Source organism: Pseudomonas sp. EA_65y_Pfl2_P78, from assembly GCF_963970495.1.
Taxonomy (GTDB): domain Bacteria; phylum Pseudomonadota; class Gammaproteobacteria; order Pseudomonadales; family Pseudomonadaceae; genus Aquipseudomonas; species Aquipseudomonas baetica_A.
Genome location: NZ_CAXAON010000002.1, coordinates 49,090 through 67,402 on the forward strand (window position 1 = coordinate 49,090; position 18,313 = coordinate 67,402).

Annotated in this window: 15 protein-coding genes; 10 read left to right on the plus strand and 5 right to left on the minus strand. The window is 57.6% G+C overall.

What is annotated here, in order from left to right:
- Positions 1 to 5 precede the first annotated feature (5 nt).
- A complete protein-coding gene (locus AACY02_RS02035) occupies positions 6 to 368 on the minus strand; it encodes an ArsC family reductase (protein WP_003222107.1) in 363 nt (120 codons plus the stop codon).
- 183 nt (positions 369 to 551) lie between these two features.
- On the opposite strand from AACY02_RS02035, the gene AACY02_RS02040 reads away from it, so the two are divergent.
- Positions 552 to 2,183, plus strand: coding sequence for a Na+/H+ antiporter (locus AACY02_RS02040; protein ID WP_339430539.1), 1,632 nt, complete (start codon positions 552 to 554; stop codon positions 2,181 to 2,183).
- Here AACY02_RS02040 and AACY02_RS02045 read toward each other — a convergent pair.
- From AACY02_RS02045 to map, 4 genes are all read right to left on the minus strand, one after another.
- Entirely contained in the window at positions 2,176 to 2,922 is a 747-nt protein-coding gene (locus tag AACY02_RS02045) for a M12 family metallopeptidase (protein ID WP_339430540.1), read from the minus strand. The genes AACY02_RS02040 and AACY02_RS02045 overlap by 8 nt on opposite strands.
- Positions 2,923 to 3,195: 273 nt before the next feature.
- Complete coding sequence (gene dapC / locus AACY02_RS02050) at positions 3,196 to 4,395, minus strand: succinyldiaminopimelate transaminase (RefSeq protein ID WP_339430541.1); 1,200 nt, start codon at positions 4,393 to 4,395, stop codon at positions 3,196 to 3,198.
- Between the two features lie 44 nt (positions 4,396 to 4,439).
- Positions 4,440 to 7,142 (minus strand): [protein-PII] uridylyltransferase, encoded by a 2,703-nt coding sequence (locus AACY02_RS02055; RefSeq protein WP_339430542.1) that lies wholly within the window; start codon positions 7,140 to 7,142, stop codon positions 4,440 to 4,442.
- Positions 7,143 to 7,185: 43 nt separating this feature from the next.
- Positions 7,186 to 7,968 (minus strand): type I methionyl aminopeptidase, encoded by a 783-nt coding sequence (map, locus tag AACY02_RS02060; protein ID WP_339430543.1) that lies wholly within the window; start codon positions 7,966 to 7,968, stop codon positions 7,186 to 7,188.
- Between the two features lie 373 nt (positions 7,969 to 8,341).
- Between map and rpsB the strand changes: the two genes are divergently transcribed.
- The 9 genes from rpsB to bamA all read left to right on the plus strand — a co-directional run bounded on the left by rpsB (position 8,342) and on the right by bamA (position 18,273).
- A complete protein-coding gene (gene rpsB / locus AACY02_RS02065; protein WP_095189367.1) occupies positions 8,342 to 9,079 on the plus strand; it encodes a 30S ribosomal protein S2 in 738 nt (245 codons plus the stop codon).
- A gap of 203 nt (positions 9,080 to 9,282) precedes the next feature.
- Positions 9,283 to 10,146 carry a translation elongation factor Ts gene (gene tsf, locus AACY02_RS02070; protein WP_339430544.1) on the plus strand — a complete coding sequence of 288 codons (864 nt, stop codon included), beginning with the start codon at positions 9,283 to 9,285 and terminating at the stop codon, positions 10,144 to 10,146.
- Between the two features lie 209 nt (positions 10,147 to 10,355).
- Positions 10,356 to 11,099 (plus strand): UMP kinase, encoded by a 744-nt coding sequence (pyrH, locus tag AACY02_RS02075; RefSeq protein ID WP_003222124.1) that lies wholly within the window; start codon positions 10,356 to 10,358, stop codon positions 11,097 to 11,099.
- A complete protein-coding gene (gene frr, locus AACY02_RS02080; RefSeq protein WP_339430545.1) occupies positions 11,096 to 11,653 on the plus strand; it encodes a ribosome recycling factor in 558 nt (185 codons plus the stop codon). The genes pyrH and frr overlap by 4 nt, the downstream gene beginning before the upstream one ends.
- 14 nt (positions 11,654 to 11,667) lie before the next feature.
- Positions 11,668 to 12,423: a polyprenyl diphosphate synthase gene (gene uppS / locus AACY02_RS02085; protein WP_221732444.1), complete on the plus strand. Its 756-nt coding sequence runs from the start codon at positions 11,668 to 11,670 to the stop codon at positions 12,421 to 12,423.
- Positions 12,423 to 13,229: a phosphatidate cytidylyltransferase gene (locus AACY02_RS02090; RefSeq protein WP_339430546.1), complete on the plus strand. Its 807-nt coding sequence runs from the start codon at positions 12,423 to 12,425 to the stop codon at positions 13,227 to 13,229. The genes uppS and AACY02_RS02090 overlap by 1 nt, the downstream gene beginning before the upstream one ends.
- Entirely contained in the window at positions 13,226 to 14,416 is a 1,191-nt protein-coding gene (gene ispC / locus AACY02_RS02095; protein WP_339430547.1) for a 1-deoxy-D-xylulose-5-phosphate reductoisomerase, read from the plus strand. Before AACY02_RS02090 ends, ispC begins: the two co-directional genes overlap by 4 nt.
- Positions 14,417 to 14,470: 54 nt before the next feature.
- Positions 14,471 to 15,823 carry a sigma E protease regulator RseP gene (gene rseP / locus AACY02_RS02100; RefSeq protein ID WP_339430548.1) on the plus strand — a complete coding sequence of 451 codons (1,353 nt, stop codon included), beginning with the start codon at positions 14,471 to 14,473 and terminating at the stop codon, positions 15,821 to 15,823.
- 74 nt (positions 15,824 to 15,897) lie between these two features.
- Positions 15,898 to 18,273, plus strand: a complete 2,376-nt coding sequence (gene bamA / locus AACY02_RS02105) for an outer membrane protein assembly factor BamA (RefSeq protein WP_339430549.1) — start codon at positions 15,898 to 15,900, stop codon at positions 18,271 to 18,273.
- The last annotated feature ends 40 nt before the right edge of the window (positions 18,274 to 18,313 follow it).

The window sequence follows — 18,313 nt, forward strand, 5'->3', positions numbered from 1 at the left end:
CTGCTTTACTTGAGTGCGGCCGCGTAGATATCTGGCTTGAAGCCAATCAGGGTTCGGTCACCGAGATCGAGCACCGGGCGCTTGATCATCGAGGGTTGAGCGAGCATCAGTTCGATGGCTTTCGATTGGTCGAGATCGGCTTTGCGTTCGTCGTCGAGTTTGCGAAAGGTCGTGCCTGCCCGGTTCAACACCGTTTGCCAGCCGTGCTCGTCACACCATTGGGTCAGGTGTTCACGGTCGATACCGGCAGTTTTGTAATCATGGAAGTCGTAGCTGACAGCGTGTTCATCGAGCCAGGTGCGCGCCTTTTTCATGGTGTCGCAGGCTTTGATGCCGAAAAGGTGCAACGTTTTACTTGAAACGGTCAAGGAATCGCCCCCTTTACAGGTGCTGGAAAAAAATGGTCCGGGATTATGCCATGCCCCTTCGGGTAAAGCGCAAAACCTGTGGGCGCGAGTTGGCGAGACTGCGACGTAGGTGCAACGGTCACGCGCATCCTAAGCGGCTAATATGGCAGTTCAACGCTGTCGATCTCCTGAGATTTGTGCTTTATGCAAACTGCCTACACCGTCCTGATCCTGCTGATGCTGGTCAGCGTCTCGCGTTTGCTCGGACGGGTCATCCCGTTGCCATTGCCTCTGGTGCAAATCGCCGCCGGTGCCTTGCTGGCCTGGCCGACGCTGGGTCTGCATGTGGCGCTCGACCCGGAGCTGTTCCTGTTTTTGTTCCTGCCGCCGCTGCTGTTTTCCGACGGCTGGCGCATGCCCAAACGCGAGCTCTGGCATCTGCGGGGGCCCATCCTGACGCTGGCGGTGGGGTTGGTGCTGTTCACCGTGGTCGGCGCCGGGTACTTCATTCATTGGTTGCTGCCGACGATTGCGTTGCCCGTGGCTTTTGCTCTGGCAGCCGTGTTGTCGCCAACCGACGCCGTGGCCGTCTCGGCTATTTCGCAGAACCGCCTGCCGACGCCGCTGATGCACATGCTTCAAGGCGAGGCACTGATGAATGATGCGTCGGGCCTGGTGACGTTCAAGTTCGCCTTGGCGGCAGCCGTCACCGGAGTGTTCTCGCTTGCCAATGCGAGCCTGGACTTTGTCGTGGTGGCAATCGGCGGGCTGGCCGTTGGCGTGGCATTGAGCTGGTTGGTCGGGCGCGGGCGCGCCTGGATGATCGCCCGTGGCTGGGATGATCCGGCCACCCATGTGGTGTTCATGTTGTTGCTGCCGTTCGCCGCGTACGTTTTGGCTGAGCGCCTGGGTGTGTCGGGCATTCTTTCGGCGGTGGCGGCGGGGATGATGCAGAGCTGGCTCGACCTGCTGCCGCGCCAGACCAGCACCCGACTGCTCAATCGCAGCGTCTGGTCGCTGCTGGAGTTTGCCTTCAACGGCCTGATCTTTCTGCTATTGGGCTTGCAGTTGCCGGACATTATCAAGGCGGTGGTCAGCCATGAGCCGACGCTGTGGCCAACGTTGTTTTATCGCTGCCTCGATGTGGTGGCGATTTTCCTGGCGTTGGTGCTGCTGCGGTTTATCTGGGTGCAAAGCATCTGGCGGTTGTCCGTGCTGCTGCGGCGTTTGCGTGGCAAAGGTGAGCTGACACAAGTGCCCACCGCCCGTTCCTGCTGGTTGTTGACCGTCGGCGGTGTGCGCGGGGCGGTGACACTGGCGGGCGTGATGTCGGTACCGATGTTGATAGGGGCGCACGCATTTCCTGAGCGTGATCTGCTGATCTTCATCGCTGCCGGCGTGATCCTGCTGTCGTTGATATCGGCCTGCATTGTGCTGCCGCTGTTGCTGCATGGAATCCAGAAGAGTCCAGACGACAAACGCCGTCAGGAAGTCCGCGATGCCTGGCGCCAAACCGCTGAAGCGGCCATTCATGCGCTTGAAACCGAAGAGTTCCCCCCGCAGGACGCTGCACAAGCGGCGTTGGCGGCAGAGCTCAAGGCCCGGATCATGTCCGAATATCGCCATCAACTGGACGTGTTCAATGATTCCGCCGAAGCGCAGGCGCTGGCGTTCCAGATGGATCTGCTGGAACGTCATTTGCGTGTGAAGGCACTGCGGGCGCAGCGCCTTGAGCTCTATAGCCTGAGTCGCCATCACCGGATCGGCGATGACGTGCTCAGGGAAGTGCTGGCTGACCTGGACTTGAGCGAGGCGAATCTGGGAAAGATCAAATAGGCAGTTGGCGATAGTTGATGGGGGGGTAGGTCTGACTTGCAAACAACTTGTCGCCTTCGCTGAGTGTTGTATTTATTTTTGTCTGCCAATTCGACAAGGTCATGAAGTCTGGTATGTGGTAGTGCATGACGGAGTCTTTATCGTACTTGCCAAAAGACAGTGTTTGGGTCGGGTCAACATCAAAGAGATTAAGGTTGACTCGTGCTTTGGTCCAGCCGAAGTTGGTTTTGAAGAAGTTATAAACTACCGGTTTGTTCCACGGAATATTGGCCTGGGGGTGCAGGTGCGCATGATGAAAGCCCAAAGCATGACCAAACTCATGAAGCAGTGTGCGCTCAAAATCAAAGTGGTCCGGTTCTACTCCGATGCACAGGGTCGGAAGGTCAGCGTGGATGTTGAGTGCTTCTGTCCCCATGGTCGAGTAGCTATCCTTGCCGCCCACAGCGATGCGAATTTCCCCCTTGTCATCCGCCACGATTTCAAAGGCCAGACTGACGTAAGGCTCCCATTGGCGAATGATCCTTTCGATTCGGTCTCTCAGGTCAACAGGAACATCGTGGGCGAAAGAGATTTTAAGGGTGCTGGCGTTTTCCCAGAAATAGTTGGCATAAGCGACTGAGCGCTTGTGACGTCCTTGAGACAACGGTTGTACCCGGTCTTCGGTATGTTCTTCATTGATCGAGTCAGTGCAGTTGTTTTTATTCTGCAGCTTCAGTTCTACATAGTGGAATATTTGCATGATCAACATCCGTGTTGGTTGTGAATGTCTGTCCTGATCCATTGGACAAACCTGTTTAAGCGGATGCGAAGATAATCTGGTTGGGCGTTCTTTGGGGGCAGATGTTGTAACTTTATGCTGGATCCACGTTCCGCTATTGCATTTTTTTCAGGGTTTGGAGTATTGGCGCACAGGGATAACTCAGGGCGGCCGGACAGGAGACTGTTGATGGGGTGAATGTGTAACTTTTAATCAGGCCGTTGCGCCAGGTTGCCTGGCGCAAGACTTGGACAGTTACTGCTTGCGAGTAATAAAAGCGCGAATCCGCTCAGCCGCTTCAACGCATTCTGCCAAGGGGGCTACCAGCGCCATGCGCACGCGGCCAGCCCCAGGGTTGACGCCATCCACTTCCCGGGAGAGATAGGAGCCCGGCACCACAGTCACATGTTCTTCGGCAAACAGGTCACGGCAAAACGCCGCGTCATCACCTTGCACATTCGGCCACAGATAGAAGCTGCCATCCGGGCGCTGCACATCCAGCACCGGGCTGAGGATCTCCAATACGGCATCGAATTTCTCGCGGTACAGCGCACGGTTGGCACGTACATGCACTTCGTCATTCCACGCGGCAACGCTGGCCAGTTGGGTTTGTACCGGCATCGCACAACCGTGGTAGGTGCGATACAGCAGGAAGCCTTTGAGAATGTCGGCATCGCCGGCGACGAAACCGGAGCGCAGCCCCGGCAGGTTGGAGCGCTTGGACAGGCTGTGGAAGACCACGCAGCGTTTGAAGTCCTTGCGGCCCAGTTCTACGCAAGCAGTGAGCAAGCCCGGCGGGGGCGTCTGTTCGTCGAAGTACAACTCGCTGTAGCACTCATCGGCGGCGATCACGAAATCGTATTCGTCGGCCAGGGCGATGAGTTTTTTCAGCGTCTCGACCGGGATCAGCGCACCCGTCGGGTTACCCGGCGAGCACAGGAACAGGATCTGGCAGCGCGTCCAGATGTCCGGCGAGACGGCATCGAAGTCGGGGTTGAAACCGTTCTCGTCCAGGCACGGCAGGTAATGCGGCTTGGCACCGGCGAGGAAGGCGGCGCCTTCGTAGATCTGATAGAACGGGTTCGGGCTGACCACCAGTGCGTCGTCACCCCGGTTGACCACGGTTTGGGTGAAGGCAAACAGCGCCTCACGGGTTCCGTTGACCGGCAGCACGTTGCGCGCCGGGTCGATCCAGCCGGTGGGCACGCCGAAGCGGCGCTCGCACCAGCCGGCAATGGCTTCGCGCAGCGCCGCAATGCCGAGCGTGGTCGGGTACACCGCCATCTGATCCAGATTATTGGCCAACGCCTCGGCGACGAAGCTTGGCGAGCGATGCTTCGGTTCACCGATGGACAGCGCGATCGGGCGCTTGTCCGGATTCGGCGTGACGGTGCCGAGCAGGGCGCGCAGCTTTTCGAAAGGGTAGGGCTGGAGCTGGTTCAGAGCGTTGTTCATTCGTGCAGGGTCTCAATGCAAAGCAGATTAATCCGGGCGCGCAGTCAGATGCTGATGCGCGACAGTTTGATATCGGGTTCCTGATTGACGCTCAGATGTTCGACGATCGCATCCTGCAAACGGCTGCACAGCAGCGGATCGGATAACGGCTGATTGTGCGCGTCGGTGATGAAGAACACGTCTTCCACCCGTTCGCCCAGCGTGGCGATCTTGGCGTTCTGCAGTGACAGGTCGAACTCGAGGAATATCCCGCCAACGCGCGCCAGCAGTCCTGGCCGGTCGGGCGCGGTGAGCTCCAGCACCGTCACCGGTCGCTGGGCGTCGTTGTGGATCGTCACCTGCGGCGCAAAGGCAAAGTGCTTGAGCTGGCGTGGTACCCGGCGCTGGATGATCGTCGGGTAGTCGTCCGGGTTGCGCAAGGCTTCGGTCAGGCCTTCGCGGATCTGCTTGACCCGGGCCGGGTTGTCGCCGATCGAGTCGCCATCGGTGTCGAGCACGATGTAGGTGTCGAGGGTGAACTGGCTGCTCGAGGTGATGACCCGGGCATCATGAATGTTCAGGTTGAGCTGGTCCATCGCCGCCACGGTCACGGCAAAGAAATCGTGCTGATCGGGTGCATAGATGAAGATCTGCGTACCGCCCTCGAACTCGCGTTGGGTGGTTTCCTTGATCAGCACCAGTGGGCCACCATCGGTGGGCTGCTGGAGAATTGCATCGCTGTGCCAGGCCACATCGCCTGCTGTGTGACGCAGGAAGTAGTCATCGCCCAACTGCGCCCACAATTGCTCGACATCGTCCGGATCGGTGCCGCCGCGCACCAGGATGTCCAGGGCCGCGCTCTGGGTCTGGCGGATCTGCTCTTCGCGATCCACCGGGTTCTCGAGGCCTCGGCGCAGGGCGCGTTTGGTCTCGGTGTAGAGTTGGCGCAGCAGGCTCGCGCGCCATGAATTCCAGAGTGTCGGATTGGTCGCGTTGATATCGGCGACCGTCAGCACATACAGGTAGTCGAGGCGGGTTTCGTCGCCGACGGCCTGAGCGAAGTCGTGGATCACTTGCGGGTCGGACAAGTCTTTACGTTGGGCCGTGGTCGACATCACCAGGTGGTTCTGCACCAGCCAGACGATCAGACGGCTGTCCCATACCGGTAACTGATGACGCTGGCAGAACGCCTCGGCATCGACCGCACCGATTTCCGAGTGATCGCCATGCCGGCCCTTGCCGATGTCGTGGTACAGGCCGGCGAGGTAGATCAGCTCCGGTTTGGGCAGCTTGCCCATGAGCTTGCTGGCCAGCGGGAATTTTTCCGATACCTGGGTGTACTGCAACTTACGCAGGTGTTTGATGAGGTTCAGGGTGTGTGCGTCGACCGTATAGATGTGGAACAGGTCGTGCTGCATCTGCCCGACGATAAAGCCGAACTCCGGCAGGTAGCGCCCGAGAATGCCATAACGGTTCATCCGCCGCAGGTTTCGGTGGATGCCGACCTTGCACTTGAACAGCTCGATGAACAGGCTGGTATTGCGGATATCGTTGCGGAAGTTGTCGTCGATCAGGTGACGGTACTCGCGCAGCAAGCGAATGGTGTCGGCACGCACGCCTTTGATTTCAGGCTGCTGAGCCATCAACACGAAAATTTCGAGCATGGCGAACGGCGTGCGGCGGAATACATTGTCACTGCGCGCCTCGATATAGCCGTCGTGCAGTTGGAAGCGCGAGTTGATCGGTTGCGGCGGTGCTTCGTCCTCCGGTGCGAGAATGACCTCTTCGAAGTGCTGGATGATCAAGTCGCTGAGCTGGGCGATGCTCATCACTACGCGAAAGTACTGTTGCATGAAGTTTTCGACGGCCTGCTTGGCGTCGTCACCTTCAAAACCCAGTAACCCGGCAATGGTGCGTTGATAATCGAACAGCAGACGGTCTTCAGAGCGTCCGGCCAGCATGTGCAGGGCGTAACGCACCTTCCACAAAAACTCCTGCGAAGAGGCGAGCAAGGCGTTTTCGCTCTCGACCAGGAAGCCTTCGCCGGCCAGCGCGCGCAGGTTGAGAGTGCCGTATTGACGACGGGCAACCCAAAGAATCGTCTGAATGTCCCGCAGTCCGCCGGGCGAGCCTTTGACGTTGGGTTCCAGGTTGTATTCGGTGTCGTTGTACTTGTGGTGGCGAGTCTTCTGTTCGGCGCGCTTGGCCAGAAAGAACTCTTTGGCTGGCCACATGTGCGCGGTACTGGTGACGTCCAGCATGCGCTGGCGCAAACGCTCGGGGCCGCAAATGGTGCGGCTTTCCATCAGGTTGGTGACCACTGTCAGGTCGGCGCGGGCTTCTTCGGCGCATTCATCGACCGAGCGAACGCTCTGACCGACTTCGAGGCCGATGTCCCACAGCAAAGTCAGAAAACGCTCGATGGAATCGCGGAAAACTTCGTGATCGGCGCTGTCCAGCAGGATCAGCAGATCGATGTCCGAGTAAGGGTGCAACTCCCCTCGGCCGTAGCCGCCGACCGCGACCAGCGCGATATCGGCGTCTTCACTCCAGTTGAACTGCTCCCAGGCCTTTTGCAGGATGTTGTCGACGAACCAGGCGCGGTCTTCGATCAGCCGGCGGATGTCACGGCCGCAGCGAAAACGTGTGTCGAGCACCTCGCGGGCCTGGCGGATAGCCTTCTTGAACGCCGCTATGGGGCTCGCTTTCAGGGCCAGTTCAGCCTGGAACTGGCCGCGGTCGAAGAGTTCGGGATCCACCTGCGGCATCGATTGGCTTTCCTTCTGTAAAAGGCTGAGAGCGTGCTGGGGATCAGGCCGAAATGCGCGCGATGGTGTCGTCGGCGCGCAGAGTGAAGATCTCGTAGCCAGTGTCGGTTACCAGCAGGGTATGTTCCCACTGTGCCGAGAGCTTGCGGTCCTTGGTGATCGCCGTCCAGCCGTCGCCCAATACTTTGGTGTCGGCCTTGCCCTGATTGATCATCGGCTCGATGGTGAAGGTCATGCCGGCCTTCAGTTCCATGCCGGTGCCGGCGCGGCCGTAGTGGAGGATCTGTGGCTCTTCGTGGAACACCTTGCCGATGCCGTGACCACAGAATTCGCGAACCACCGAGAAACCGTTCTTTTCCGCATGCTTCTGGATGACTTCACCGATGTCACCCAGGCGGCAGCCAGGTTTGACGATCTCGATGGCCTTGTACATGCATTCCTGGGTGATCTGCGAAAGGCGCTCGGCCCAGACCGGTACTTCGCCGACGTGGAACATGCGGCTGGTGTCGCCGTGATAGCCGTCCTTGATCACTGTCACGTCGATGTTCAGGGTGTCGCCGTTTTTCAGCGGTTTGTCGTTCGGGATGCCGTGGCAGACCACATGGTTGATCGAGGTGCAGATCGACTTCGGATAGCCCTTGTAGTTGAGCGGGGCAGGGATGGCCTGCTGCACATTGACGATGTAGTCGTGGCAGATCTGGTTCAATTGATCAGTGGTAATGCCCGGTTTTACATGCTCGGCAATCATTTCCAGCACATCGGCGGCCAGTTTGCCGGCGACACGCATACCAGCGATGTCCTCGGGGGTTTTGAGGTTGACGGTCATACAGGCTCTCTCTGCGCTCGGCGGCGCTTGCTGATACGGGTAGGGTGGCAACTGTTGGTTTTGCGACCCCGAAAAACGCGATTCTAACAGACCAAAGGAGCAATTCCGCGCCGGTGTGCATCGCTTCTCTCTATACAATGGCGGGTGCCGGGCCGATTCCAAGGGGGCTGCGCCCATGTCCTTGGTGTGATTACAGATTTCGGGTTCCGTTTCTGCACACCCTGTGGTATAAAATGCGCCGCTTTCCGGGGATGCCCCGAAAAGCTTAAATCCACACACGTGTCGACACGATGACCTGGGTGCTTTTGGCTTTATGCCACTGGTTGGTCATTGGGATACGTGGAGGCCAAACCCGACTTATTAAGGAACTATCATGTCCCAAGTCAACATGCGCGATATGCTGAAGGCCGGTGTGCACTTCGGTCACCAAACCCGTTACTGGAATCCGAAAATGGGTAAGTACATTTTCGGCGCGCGTAACAAGATTCACATTATCAACCTTGAAAAAACCCTGCCAATGTTCAACGAAGCTCTGACTTTCGTAGAGCGTCTGGCCCAGGGCAAAAACAAGATTCTGTTCGTCGGCACCAAGCGTTCCGCTGGCAAGATCGTTGCTGAAGAAGCAGCACGTTGCGGTTCGCCGTACGTCGATCACCGCTGGTTGGGCGGCATGCTGACCAACTTCAAAACCATTCGTGCTTCCATCAAGCGTCTGCGTGACCTTGAAGTTCAAGCCGAAGACGGTACCTTCGCCAAGCTGACCAAGAAAGAAGCGCTGATGCGCACTCGTGATCTTGAGAAGCTGGATCGCTCCCTGGGCGGCATCAAGGACATGGGCGGTCTGCCAGACGCACTGTTCGTGATCGACGTTGACCACGAGCGCATCGCGATCACCGAAGCCAACAAGCTGGGCATTCCGGTCATCGGCGTTGTCGATACCAACAGCAGCCCGGAAGGCGTTGACTACATCATCCCAGGCAACGATGACGCAATCCGCGCTATCCAGCTGTACATGGGTTCGATGGCTGACGCAGTTATCCGTGGTCGCAACAATGTTGGCGGCGGCACTGTAGAATTCGCAGCTGAAGAAACTCAGGCTGCAGCTGAGTAATTGACGCCCTGGCGTTGACTCAGTAAGCAAAAAGGGGGCTTGGCCCCCTTTTTGCCACCTCGAAAACCATTTGTCGGCGCCCACTTGTGGTAGCGCTCACCCTGCATCTGTAACGTGCAGCGGCTACAAGGTGATTCGGGAAGAATTGAACGCCCGTTCGATCGGGTGGAATGGTTGAAAACCTATCCAAGAGGAATTTGAAAATGGCAGCAATTACTGCAGCGTTGGTTAAAGAACTGCGCGAGCGTACCGGCGAAGGCATGATGGATTGCAAGAAAGCCCTGGAAAAGGCTGACGGCGACATCGAAAAAGCCATTGATGACATGCGTGCTTCGGGCGCGATCAAAGCTGCGAAAAAAGCTGGCAACGTTGCCGCTGAAGGCGCAATCGCAATCAAGGACGACGGTAAAGCTGCCGTTATCCTGGAAGTGAACTCGCAGACCGACTTCCTGGCTCTGCAAGACGACTTCAAAAACTTTGTTGCTGCCAGCGTTGAAAAAGCTTTCGCTGACAAGCTGACCGATGCGGCTCCGCTGATCGCTGCTCAAGAAGCTGATCGCGAAGCACTGGTTGCCAAAGTAGGCGAAAACGTCAACATCCGTCGTCTGACCCGTATCGAAAGTGACGTTGTGGGCTCGTACCTGCACGGCAACAAGATCGGTGTTGTTGTGGCTCTGAAAGGCGGTGACGTCGAGCTGGCCAAAGACATCGCGATGCACGTAGCTGCAAGCAACCCTGAGTTCCTGCTGCCTTCGCAAGTTTCGGCTGAAGCGATCGAGCGCGAAAAAGCTGTGTTCATGCAGCTGAACGAAGAAAAAATCAAAGGCAAGCCAGAAAACATTGTTGAGAACATGGTCAAGGGCCGTATCAGCAAGTTCCTGGCAGAAGCGAGCCTGGTTGAGCAGGCGTTCGTCAAAAACCCTGAAATCAAGGTTGGCGAGCTGGCCAAGAAAGGCGGCGCAGAAATCGTTTCCTTCACTTACTACAAAGTAGGCGAAGGCATCGAGAAGCCGGTCGACAACTTCGCTGAAGAAGTTGCTGCCCAGCTGGCTGCCGCCAAGCAGTAAGACGGTTTTTCAACTGTCGCCCGAAAGAGGCTGCCCGCTCACGCGCGCAGCCTCTTTTCAGATGGGGCAACCAATTTTTTATTGGTTTCCACTTGGAACTGACTTACAAAGCCATGTTCCGATGGCGCTGAAGCAGCGCCAAGCTAGAGTGAACGCCAGCTGTAAACAGCTCGCAAAGAATTTTAAATACGCCGCAGGAGAGATTCGCAATGGCTCAGCAGGGCAGTGGTTATCAGGCTCGCTATAAACGCATTCTACTCAAGCTTAGCGGCGAGGCCCTGATGGGCTCGGAAGAGTTCGGGATCGATCCGAAAGTGTTGGATCGAATGGCGCTGGAAGTCGGTCAGCTGGTCGGTATCGGCGTACAGGTCGGTCTGGTGATCGGTGGTGGTAACCTGTTCCGCGGCGAAGCTCTGAGCAAAGCCGGCATGGATCGGGTGACAGGCGACCACATGGGCATGCTGGCCACTGTGATGAATGCCCTGGCCATGCGCGACGCGCTGGAGCGTGCCAATATCTCGGCCATCGTGATGTCGGCCATTTCCATGGTCGGCGTAACCGATCACTATGATCGCCGCAAAGCCATGCGCCACCTGAACTCCAAAGACGTCGTGATTTTCGCGGCCGGTACCGGCAATCCGTTCTTCACCACGGATTCGGCAGCCTGCCTGCGCGCAATCGAAATCGACGCGGACGTCGTGCTCAAGGCGACCAAGGTTGATGGCGTCTACACAGCCGATCCGTTCAAAGACCCGCATGCCGAGAAGTTCGATCATCTGACTTATGATGAAGTGCTGGATCGCAAGCTGGGTGTGATGGACCTGACGGCTATTTGCCTGTGCCGCGACCACAAGATGCCGCTGCGCGTATTCAACATGAACAAACCCGGTGCCCTGCTGAACATCGTCCATGGCGGCGCTGAAGGTACCCTGATCGAGGAAGGTCAACAATGATCAACGAAATCAAGAAAGACGCTCAAGAGCGTATGCAAAAGTCTCTGGACTCCCTGTCCCATGCATTCGGTCAGATTCGTACCGGCAAGGCGCACCCAAGCATCCTCGGCAGTGTGATGGTGCCTTACTACGGCACTGACACCCCGCTGAGTGGCGTTGCCAACGTCACCGTGAAAGACTCGCGCACGCTGCAGGTCGTGGCGTTCGAGCGCAACATGCTCGCAGCCGTCGACAAGGCTATCCAGAGCGCCGGTCTGAACCTCAACCCGACTAACCTGGGTGAGTTGCTGTTGATCCCGATGCCGGCCCTCACCGAGGAAACGCGTAAAGGCTTCACCAAGCAGGCACGCAGCGCTGCTGAAGACGCGCGTGTTGCCGTGCGCAATATTCGTCGTGATGCTTTGGGCGAGCTCAAGAAACTGGTCAAGGACAAGGAAATCAGCGAAGACGAAGAGCGTCGTGCCATCGCTGATATCGATAAGCTGACCAAAGAATCCGAGGCCCAGATCACCAAGGCCACGGACGAGAAAGAAAAAGACCTGATGGCCGTATAAGGGTCGAGCTTTAAATGGACAAGACCAAGCAGACTGCGCCGTCCGCGGTGCCGCGCCATGTCGCGATCATCATGGATGGCAACAATCGCTGGGCGAAAAAACGCTTTATGCCGGGTGTCGCCGGGCATAAAGCGGGCGTGGATGCTGTTCGGGCCGTGATCGAGGTGTGTGCTGAGGCCAAGGTCGAAGTGCTGACCCTGTTCGCCTTCTCCAGTGAGAACTGGCAGCGCCCGGCCGATGAGGTCAGTGCCTTGATGGATCTGTTCTTCAAGGCCTTGCGTCGTGAGGCCAAGCGCCTGAACGAGAACAACATCAGCCTGCGCATCATTGGCGATCGTTCGCGCTTCCATCCGGAGCTTCAGGCCGCGATGCGCGAAGCCGAAGCCATGACTGCGGGCTCCAATCGTTTTATCCTGCAGATCGCCGCCAACTACGGCGGTCAGTGGGATATCGCGCAAGCCGCGCAGCGTTTGGCGCGTGAAGTTCAGGCCGGGCATCTGCGTCCGGAAGACATTACTCCTGATCTGCTGCAAACCTGTCTGGCGACCGGCGATCTGCCGTTGCCGGACTTGTGCATCCGCACGGGCGGAGAGCACCGCATCAGCAACTTCCTGCTGTGGCAACTGGCTTACGCCGAGTTGTACTTCTCCGACCTGTTCTGGCCGGACTTCAAACACGATGCCATGCGCAATGCGCTGGCTGATTTCGCTTCGCGCCAGCGTCGTTTCGGTAAAACGAGCGAACAGGTCGAAGCTGGAGCCCGGGTTTAATGCTTAAACAACGAATCATCACTGCACTGATCCTGCTGCCGATCGCCTTGTGCGGGTTTTTCCTGCTCGAAGGTTCCGCTTTTGCGCTGTTCATCGGTCTGGTCGTGAGCCTCGGTGCCTGGGAATGGGCACGTCTGGCGGGCTTCACCGCGCAATCGTTTCGCGTCGGCTTTGCTGCCGTCGTCGCATTTATGTTGTTCGTCATGTACGTGGTGCCCAGTCTCGCGCCGTGGGTGCTGGGTGCTTCGGTGCTTTGGTGGGCAGTTGCGACGTATCTGGTGCTGACCTACCCGCGTTCCAGCGAACATTGGTCCAGTGCTGCCAGCAAGCTAGTGATTGGTCTGTTGATTTTGCTGCCGGCCTGGCAAGGCCTGATGCAGATCAAGCAATACCCATTGGGTAACTGGCTGATCATGGCAGTGATGGTGCTGGTCTGGGGCGCAGATATCGGCGCTTATTTTTCCGGTCGTGCATTCGGCAAGCGTAAGTTGGCCCCTCAAGTCAGTCCGGGTAAAAGCTGGGAAGGCGTCTACGGCGGTCTTGCCCTCAGTCTGGTGATCACCGCTATTGTCGGCCTGGTACGTGACTGGACGGTTGCCGAGTTGCTCAAGGGTTTGATTGGTGCTGCGCTGATCGTCTTCATCTCGGTTGTGGGCGACCTCACCGAAAGCATGTTCAAGCGCAAGTCCGGCATCAAGGACAGCAGTAATCTGCTGCCAGGTCATGGCGGCGTTCTTGATCGTATCGACAGTCTGACCGCGGCCATTCCAGTCTTCGCGGTGTTGCTGTGGATGGCTGCGCCGTGAGCCGCCCGCAACAGATCACTGTTTTGGGGGCGACCGGCTCGATTGGTCTGAGCACCCTTGATGTTATTGCGCGTCACCCTGAGCGCTATCAGGTTTTCGCATTGAGCGGTTTCACTCGCCTGAGTGAGTTGCTGGCGTTGTGCATGCGGCATGTGCCGCAATTTGCCGTGGTACCGCAAGTCGCCGCTGCGCGCGGTTTGCAGGACGATTTGCGCGCAGCCGGTTTGTCGACCCGTGTGCTGGTGGGGGAAGAGGGCCTGTGTCAGGTCGCTTCTGCACCGGAAGTCGACGCGGTGATGGCGGCGATCGTTGGCGCGGCTGGCCTGCGTCCGACTCTGGCGGCCGTCGTGGCCGGCAAGAAGATCCTTTTGGCCAATAAAGAGGCGCTGGTAATGTCCGGCGCCCTGTTTATGCAGGCGGTACGCCAAAGCGGTTCTGTGCTGCTGCCGATCGACAGCGAACACAACGCGATTTTCCAGTGTATGCCACTGGATTTTGCTCGCGGATTGAGCGCTGTCGGTGTTCGCCGGATTTTGCTTACAGCCTCTGGTGGTCCGTTCCGACAGACGCCGATGAGCGAATTGGCGCACGTTTCACCTGAGCAAGCGTGTGCCCACCCGAACTGGTCCATGGGGCGCAAGATTTCAGTAGACTCGGCCAGCATGATGAATAAAGGTCTTGAGTTGATCGAGGCTTGCTGGTTGTTTGATGCAAAGCCGTCGCAAGTCGAGGTGGTGATCCACCCGCAGAGCGTGATTCACTCGCTGGTCGACTATGTCGATGGCTCGGTACTGGCGCAATTGGGGAACCCTGACATGCGCACACCGATCGCCAATGCTCTGGCTTGGCCGGAACGCATAGACTCCGGTGTGGCGCCGCTGGATCTGTTCGCAGTTGCGCGCCTGGACTTTGAGGCGCCGGATGAGCAGCGCTTCCCTTGTCTGCGTCTGGCGCGTCAAGCTGCCGAAGCAGGCGACAGTGCACCGGCGATGCTCAATGCGGCGAACGAAGTGGCGGTGGCGGCGTTTCTCGACGGACGAATCCGTTACCTGGAAATCGCGAGTATCATCGAGCAGGTGTTGAACCTCGAACCGGTCGTAGCACTGGATGATCTCGACGCTGTGTTTACGGCAGACGCCAAGGCGCGAGTTCTGGCTGAGCAGTGGTTGAAGCGTCACGATCGATAGAATTTGAAACACAATGGCGTCACGCGGCACTGAACAGGATTGCGGAGAAAGTAGATGAGCGCGCTCTATATGATTGCCGGCACCCTGATCGCCTTGGGTGTGCTGGTCACCTTTCACGAATTCGGCCACTTCTGGGTCGCGCGGCGCTGTGGCGTCAAGGTTCTGCGCTTTTCCGTAGGCTTCGGCATGCCTCTGCTGCGCTGGCACGACAAACAGGGCACTGAGTTCGTCATCGCCGCGATTCCGCTGGGTGGCTACGTCAAAATGCTCGACGAGCGTGAGGGCGAGGTGCCGGTTGATCAACTGGATCACTCGTTTAACCGCAAGACGGTTCGTCAGCGAATCGCCATTGTTGCCGCCGGCCCTGTCGCCAACTTCCTTTTGGCCCTGGTGTTTTTCTGGGTGCTGGCCATGCTCGGTAGCGAGCAGGTACGCCCGGTCATCGGTGCGGTCGAGTCTGGCAGCATCGCCGCCAAGGCTGGTTTGGGTGTGGGGCAGGAGATCGTCGCGATTGATGGCGAGCCGACCACCGGTTGGGCAGCCGTCAACTTGCAGTTGGTGCGTCGGCTTGGTGAAAGCGGTTCGTTGCAGTTGCTGGTGCGTGAGCAGGGCTCTACCGCGGACTCTCCACGCGAGTTGGTGCTGGATCACTGGCTGCAGGGGGCTGATGAGCCCGATCCTATCCGCTCATTGGGTATTCGTCCGTGGCGTCCGGCCTTGGCGCCCGTGCTTGCCGAGCTTGATCCAGAAGGTCCAGCTCAGGCGGCTGGCCTGAAAACCGGTGATCGCCTTCTGTCTCTGGATGGCCAGGCGCTTAATGACTGGCAGCAAGTGGTTGATACCGTTCGTACGCGTCCTGATACCAAAATCATGCTGCGTATCGAGCGCGACGGTGCTCAAATCGACGTCCCGGTCACCTTGGCAGCGCGCGGCAAAAGCAAGTCTCCAAGCGGTTATCTGGGGGCGGGTGTAAAAGCTGTCGACTGGCCACCGGAGATGATCCGCGAAGTCAGTTACGGGCCGTTGGCCGCGATTGGCGAGGGCGCCCATCGTACTTGGACCATGAGCATTCTGACGCTGGACTCACTCAAGAAAATGCTGTTCGGCGAGCTCTCGGTAAAAAACTTGAGTGGACCGATAACCATTGCTAAAGTGGCGGGCGCTTCTGCCCAGTCGGGCGTCGCTGATTTCCTGAATTTCCTTGCTTATCTGAGTATTAGCCTGGGAGTTCTGAATTTGCTGCCCATCCCTGTACTGGATGGGGGGCACTTGTTGTTTTATCTGATCGAGTGGGCGCGTGGTCGTCCCTTGTCGGATCGGGTGCAAGGTTGGGGGATACAGATCGGTATCAGTTTGGTGGTCGGGGTGATGTTGCTTGCTCTGGTCAACGATCTGGGTCGACTGTAACGCTTCGCTGAATTGCGAATCTGCCGCATTTTGCGGCAGTTTGTTTATTGCCAGTTGGAATAAGAAAGGACTTCATGAAACGTCTGCTGCTAACTGCGGTTCTCACCGTATTGATGATCGCCGAAGTTCACGCCGAGTCCTTCACTATCTCTGATATTCGCGTCAATGGCCTCCAGCGGGTCTCCGCGGGTAGCGTCTTTGGTGCCTTGCCGTTGAACGTCGGCGAGCAGGCGGATGATCGTCGCCTGGTGGAATCCACTCGTGCGTTGTTCAAAACCGGTTTCTTTCAAGATATCCAGCTGGGCCGCGAAGGCAACGTTCTGGTGATCACGGTTGTTGAGCGTCCATCTGTCGCCAGTATCGAGATCGAAGGTAACAAAGCGATCTCTACTGAAGACTTGATGAAAGGCCTCAAGCAATCCGGTCTGGCCGAAGGCGAGATCTTCCAGCGTGCCACCCTCGAAGGTGTCCGTAACGAACTGCAACGCCAGTACGTCGCGCAAGGCCGCTATTCCGCGACCGTCGATACCGAAGTGGTATCGCAGCCGCGTAACCGTGTTGGCCTGAAAGTGAAGATCAACGAAGGCACCGTTGCTGCCATTCAGCACATCAACGTGGTAGGCAACACGGTTTTTCCCGAGGAAGACCTGACCGACCTGTTCGAGCTGAAAACCACCAACTGGCTGTCGTTCTTCAAGAACGATGACAAATATGCCCGTGAAAAACTGTCCGGTGACCTGGAGCGTCTGCGTTCCTACTACCTGGATCGCGGCTATATCAATATGGATATTGCTTCGACCCAGGTGTCCATCACTCCGGACAAGAAGCATGTCTACATCACCGTCAACGTGACCGAGGGTGAGAAATACACCGTTCGTGACGTCAAACTCAGCGGTGATCTCAAAGTACCTGAAGATCAGATCAAGTCCTTGTTGCTGGTGCAGAAAGGCCAGGTGTTCTCGCGCAAGCTGATGACCACTACTTCTGAACTGATCACCCGTCGTCTGGGTAACGAGGGTTATACCTTCGCCAACGTCAACGGCGTGCCTCAGCCGCACGACGATGATCACACCGTAGACATCCTGTTTGCTGTCGATCCGGGCAAGCGTGCCTACGTCAACCGCATCAACTTCCGTGGCAACACCAAGTCCGAGGACGAAGTGCTGCGTCGCGAAATGCGTCAAATGGAAGGTGGCTGGGCTTCGACCTACCTGATCGACCAATCCAAGACCCGTCTTGAGCGTCTGGGCTTCTTCAAGGAAGTCAACGTCGAAACGCCGGCTGTTCCGGGTGTCGACGACCAGGTTGACGTGAACTACAGCGTTGAAGAGCAGGCTTCCGGTTCGATTACCGCCAGCGTCGGTTTCGCCCAGAGCGCCGGTTTGATCCTCGGTGGTTCGATTACCCAGAACAACTTCCTCGGTACCGGTAACCGCGTCAGCGTCGGTCTGACTCGAAGCGAATACCAGAGCCGCTACAACTTCGGCTACGTTGACCCCTACTGGACCGCCGATGGCGTGAGCCTGGGTTACAACGCGTTCTATCGCACAACCGACTACGCTGAACTCGATGCCGATATTTCGAGCTATTCCGTAGACAGCCTGGGTGCGGGTGTTAACGTTGGCTACCCGATCAGCGAGACTTCGCGACTGACCTTCGGTCTGTCTGCCCAGCAAGACAAGATCAAGACCGGCAAATACACCGTTGACGAGATTTTCGACTTCGTTAACAAAGAAGGCGACAACTACCTGAACTTCAAGGCGTCGGCCGGCTGGTCCGAGTCGACCCTGAACAAAGGTGTACTGCCAACCCGTGGTCGCTCCCAGAGCCTCACCCTGGAAACCACCATTCCGGGCAGCGACCTTGCATTCTACAAACTTGACTACCGTGGTCAGTTGTTCCAGCCGATCAGCGAAAACTACACTTTGCGTCTGCACACCGAACTGGGTTATGGCGACGGTTATGGTTCCACAGATGGCTTGCCGTTCTATGAAAACTACTATGCTGGTGGTTTCAACTCGGTTCGTGGCTTCAAGGACAGCACCCTCGGCCCGCGTAGCACACCAAGTTCGGGTAACAACCCGGGTACTGTCAAAGATCCGGACCAAGACCCGCTGCCGTTCGGTGGCAACGTCCTGATTCAGGGCGGTGTGGAAGTTCTGTTCCCGCTGCCATTCGTCAAGGATCAGCGTTCCCTGCGTACTTCGGTATTCTGGGACGTGGGTAACGTTTTCGATTCGCAGTGCAAGGACACCACCAACGCAAACGGCACTTCGTCCAACACCAAGTGCAACGACATCAGCCTGAGCAACATGGCCAGTTCCGTCGGTGTTGGCGTGACCTGGGTTACCGCGCTGGGCCCCCTGAGTTTTGCTCTGGCCATGCCGGTCAAAAAACCGGATAACGCTGAAACTCAAGTGTTCCAATTCTCCCTCGGCCAGACGTTCTAAGCGTCTGACCCAAGATAACGACAATGGATTTTGTAGGAGT

Bases quoted from the DNA above. Each gene is read 5' to 3' on its own strand.
- dapC (WP_339430541.1), bottom strand. From the start codon at position 4,395: ATGAACAACGCTCTGAACCAGCTCCAGCCCTACCCTTTCGAAAAGCTG.
- frr (WP_339430545.1), top strand. From the start codon at position 11,096: ATGATCAACGAAATCAAGAAAGACGCTCAAGAGCGTATGCAAAAGTCT.
- pyrH (WP_003222124.1), top strand. From the start codon at position 10,356: ATGGCTCAGCAGGGCAGTGGTTATCAGGCTCGCTATAAACGCATTCTA.
- map (WP_339430543.1), bottom strand. From the start codon at position 7,968: ATGACCGTCAACCTCAAAACCCCCGAGGACATCGCTGGTATGCGTGTC.
- tsf (WP_339430544.1), top strand. From the start codon at position 9,283: ATGGCAGCAATTACTGCAGCGTTGGTTAAAGAACTGCGCGAGCGTACC.
- rpsB (WP_095189367.1), top strand. From the start codon at position 8,342: ATGTCCCAAGTCAACATGCGCGATATGCTGAAGGCCGGTGTGCACTTC.
- AACY02_RS02055 (WP_339430542.1), bottom strand. From the start codon at position 7,142: ATGCCGCAGGTGGATCCCGAACTCTTCGACCGCGGCCAGTTCCAGGCT.
- rseP (WP_339430548.1), top strand. From the start codon at position 14,471: ATGAGCGCGCTCTATATGATTGCCGGCACCCTGATCGCCTTGGGTGTG.
- AACY02_RS02090 (WP_339430546.1), top strand. From the start codon at position 12,423: ATGCTTAAACAACGAATCATCACTGCACTGATCCTGCTGCCGATCGCC.
- AACY02_RS02040 (WP_339430539.1), top strand. From the start codon at position 552: ATGCAAACTGCCTACACCGTCCTGATCCTGCTGATGCTGGTCAGCGTC.
- bamA (WP_339430549.1), top strand. From the start codon at position 15,898: ATGAAACGTCTGCTGCTAACTGCGGTTCTCACCGTATTGATGATCGCC.
- AACY02_RS02045 (WP_339430540.1), bottom strand. From the start codon at position 2,922: ATGCAAATATTCCACTATGTAGAACTGAAGCTGCAGAATAAAAACAAC.
- uppS (WP_221732444.1), top strand. From the start codon at position 11,668: ATGGACAAGACCAAGCAGACTGCGCCGTCCGCGGTGCCGCGCCATGTC.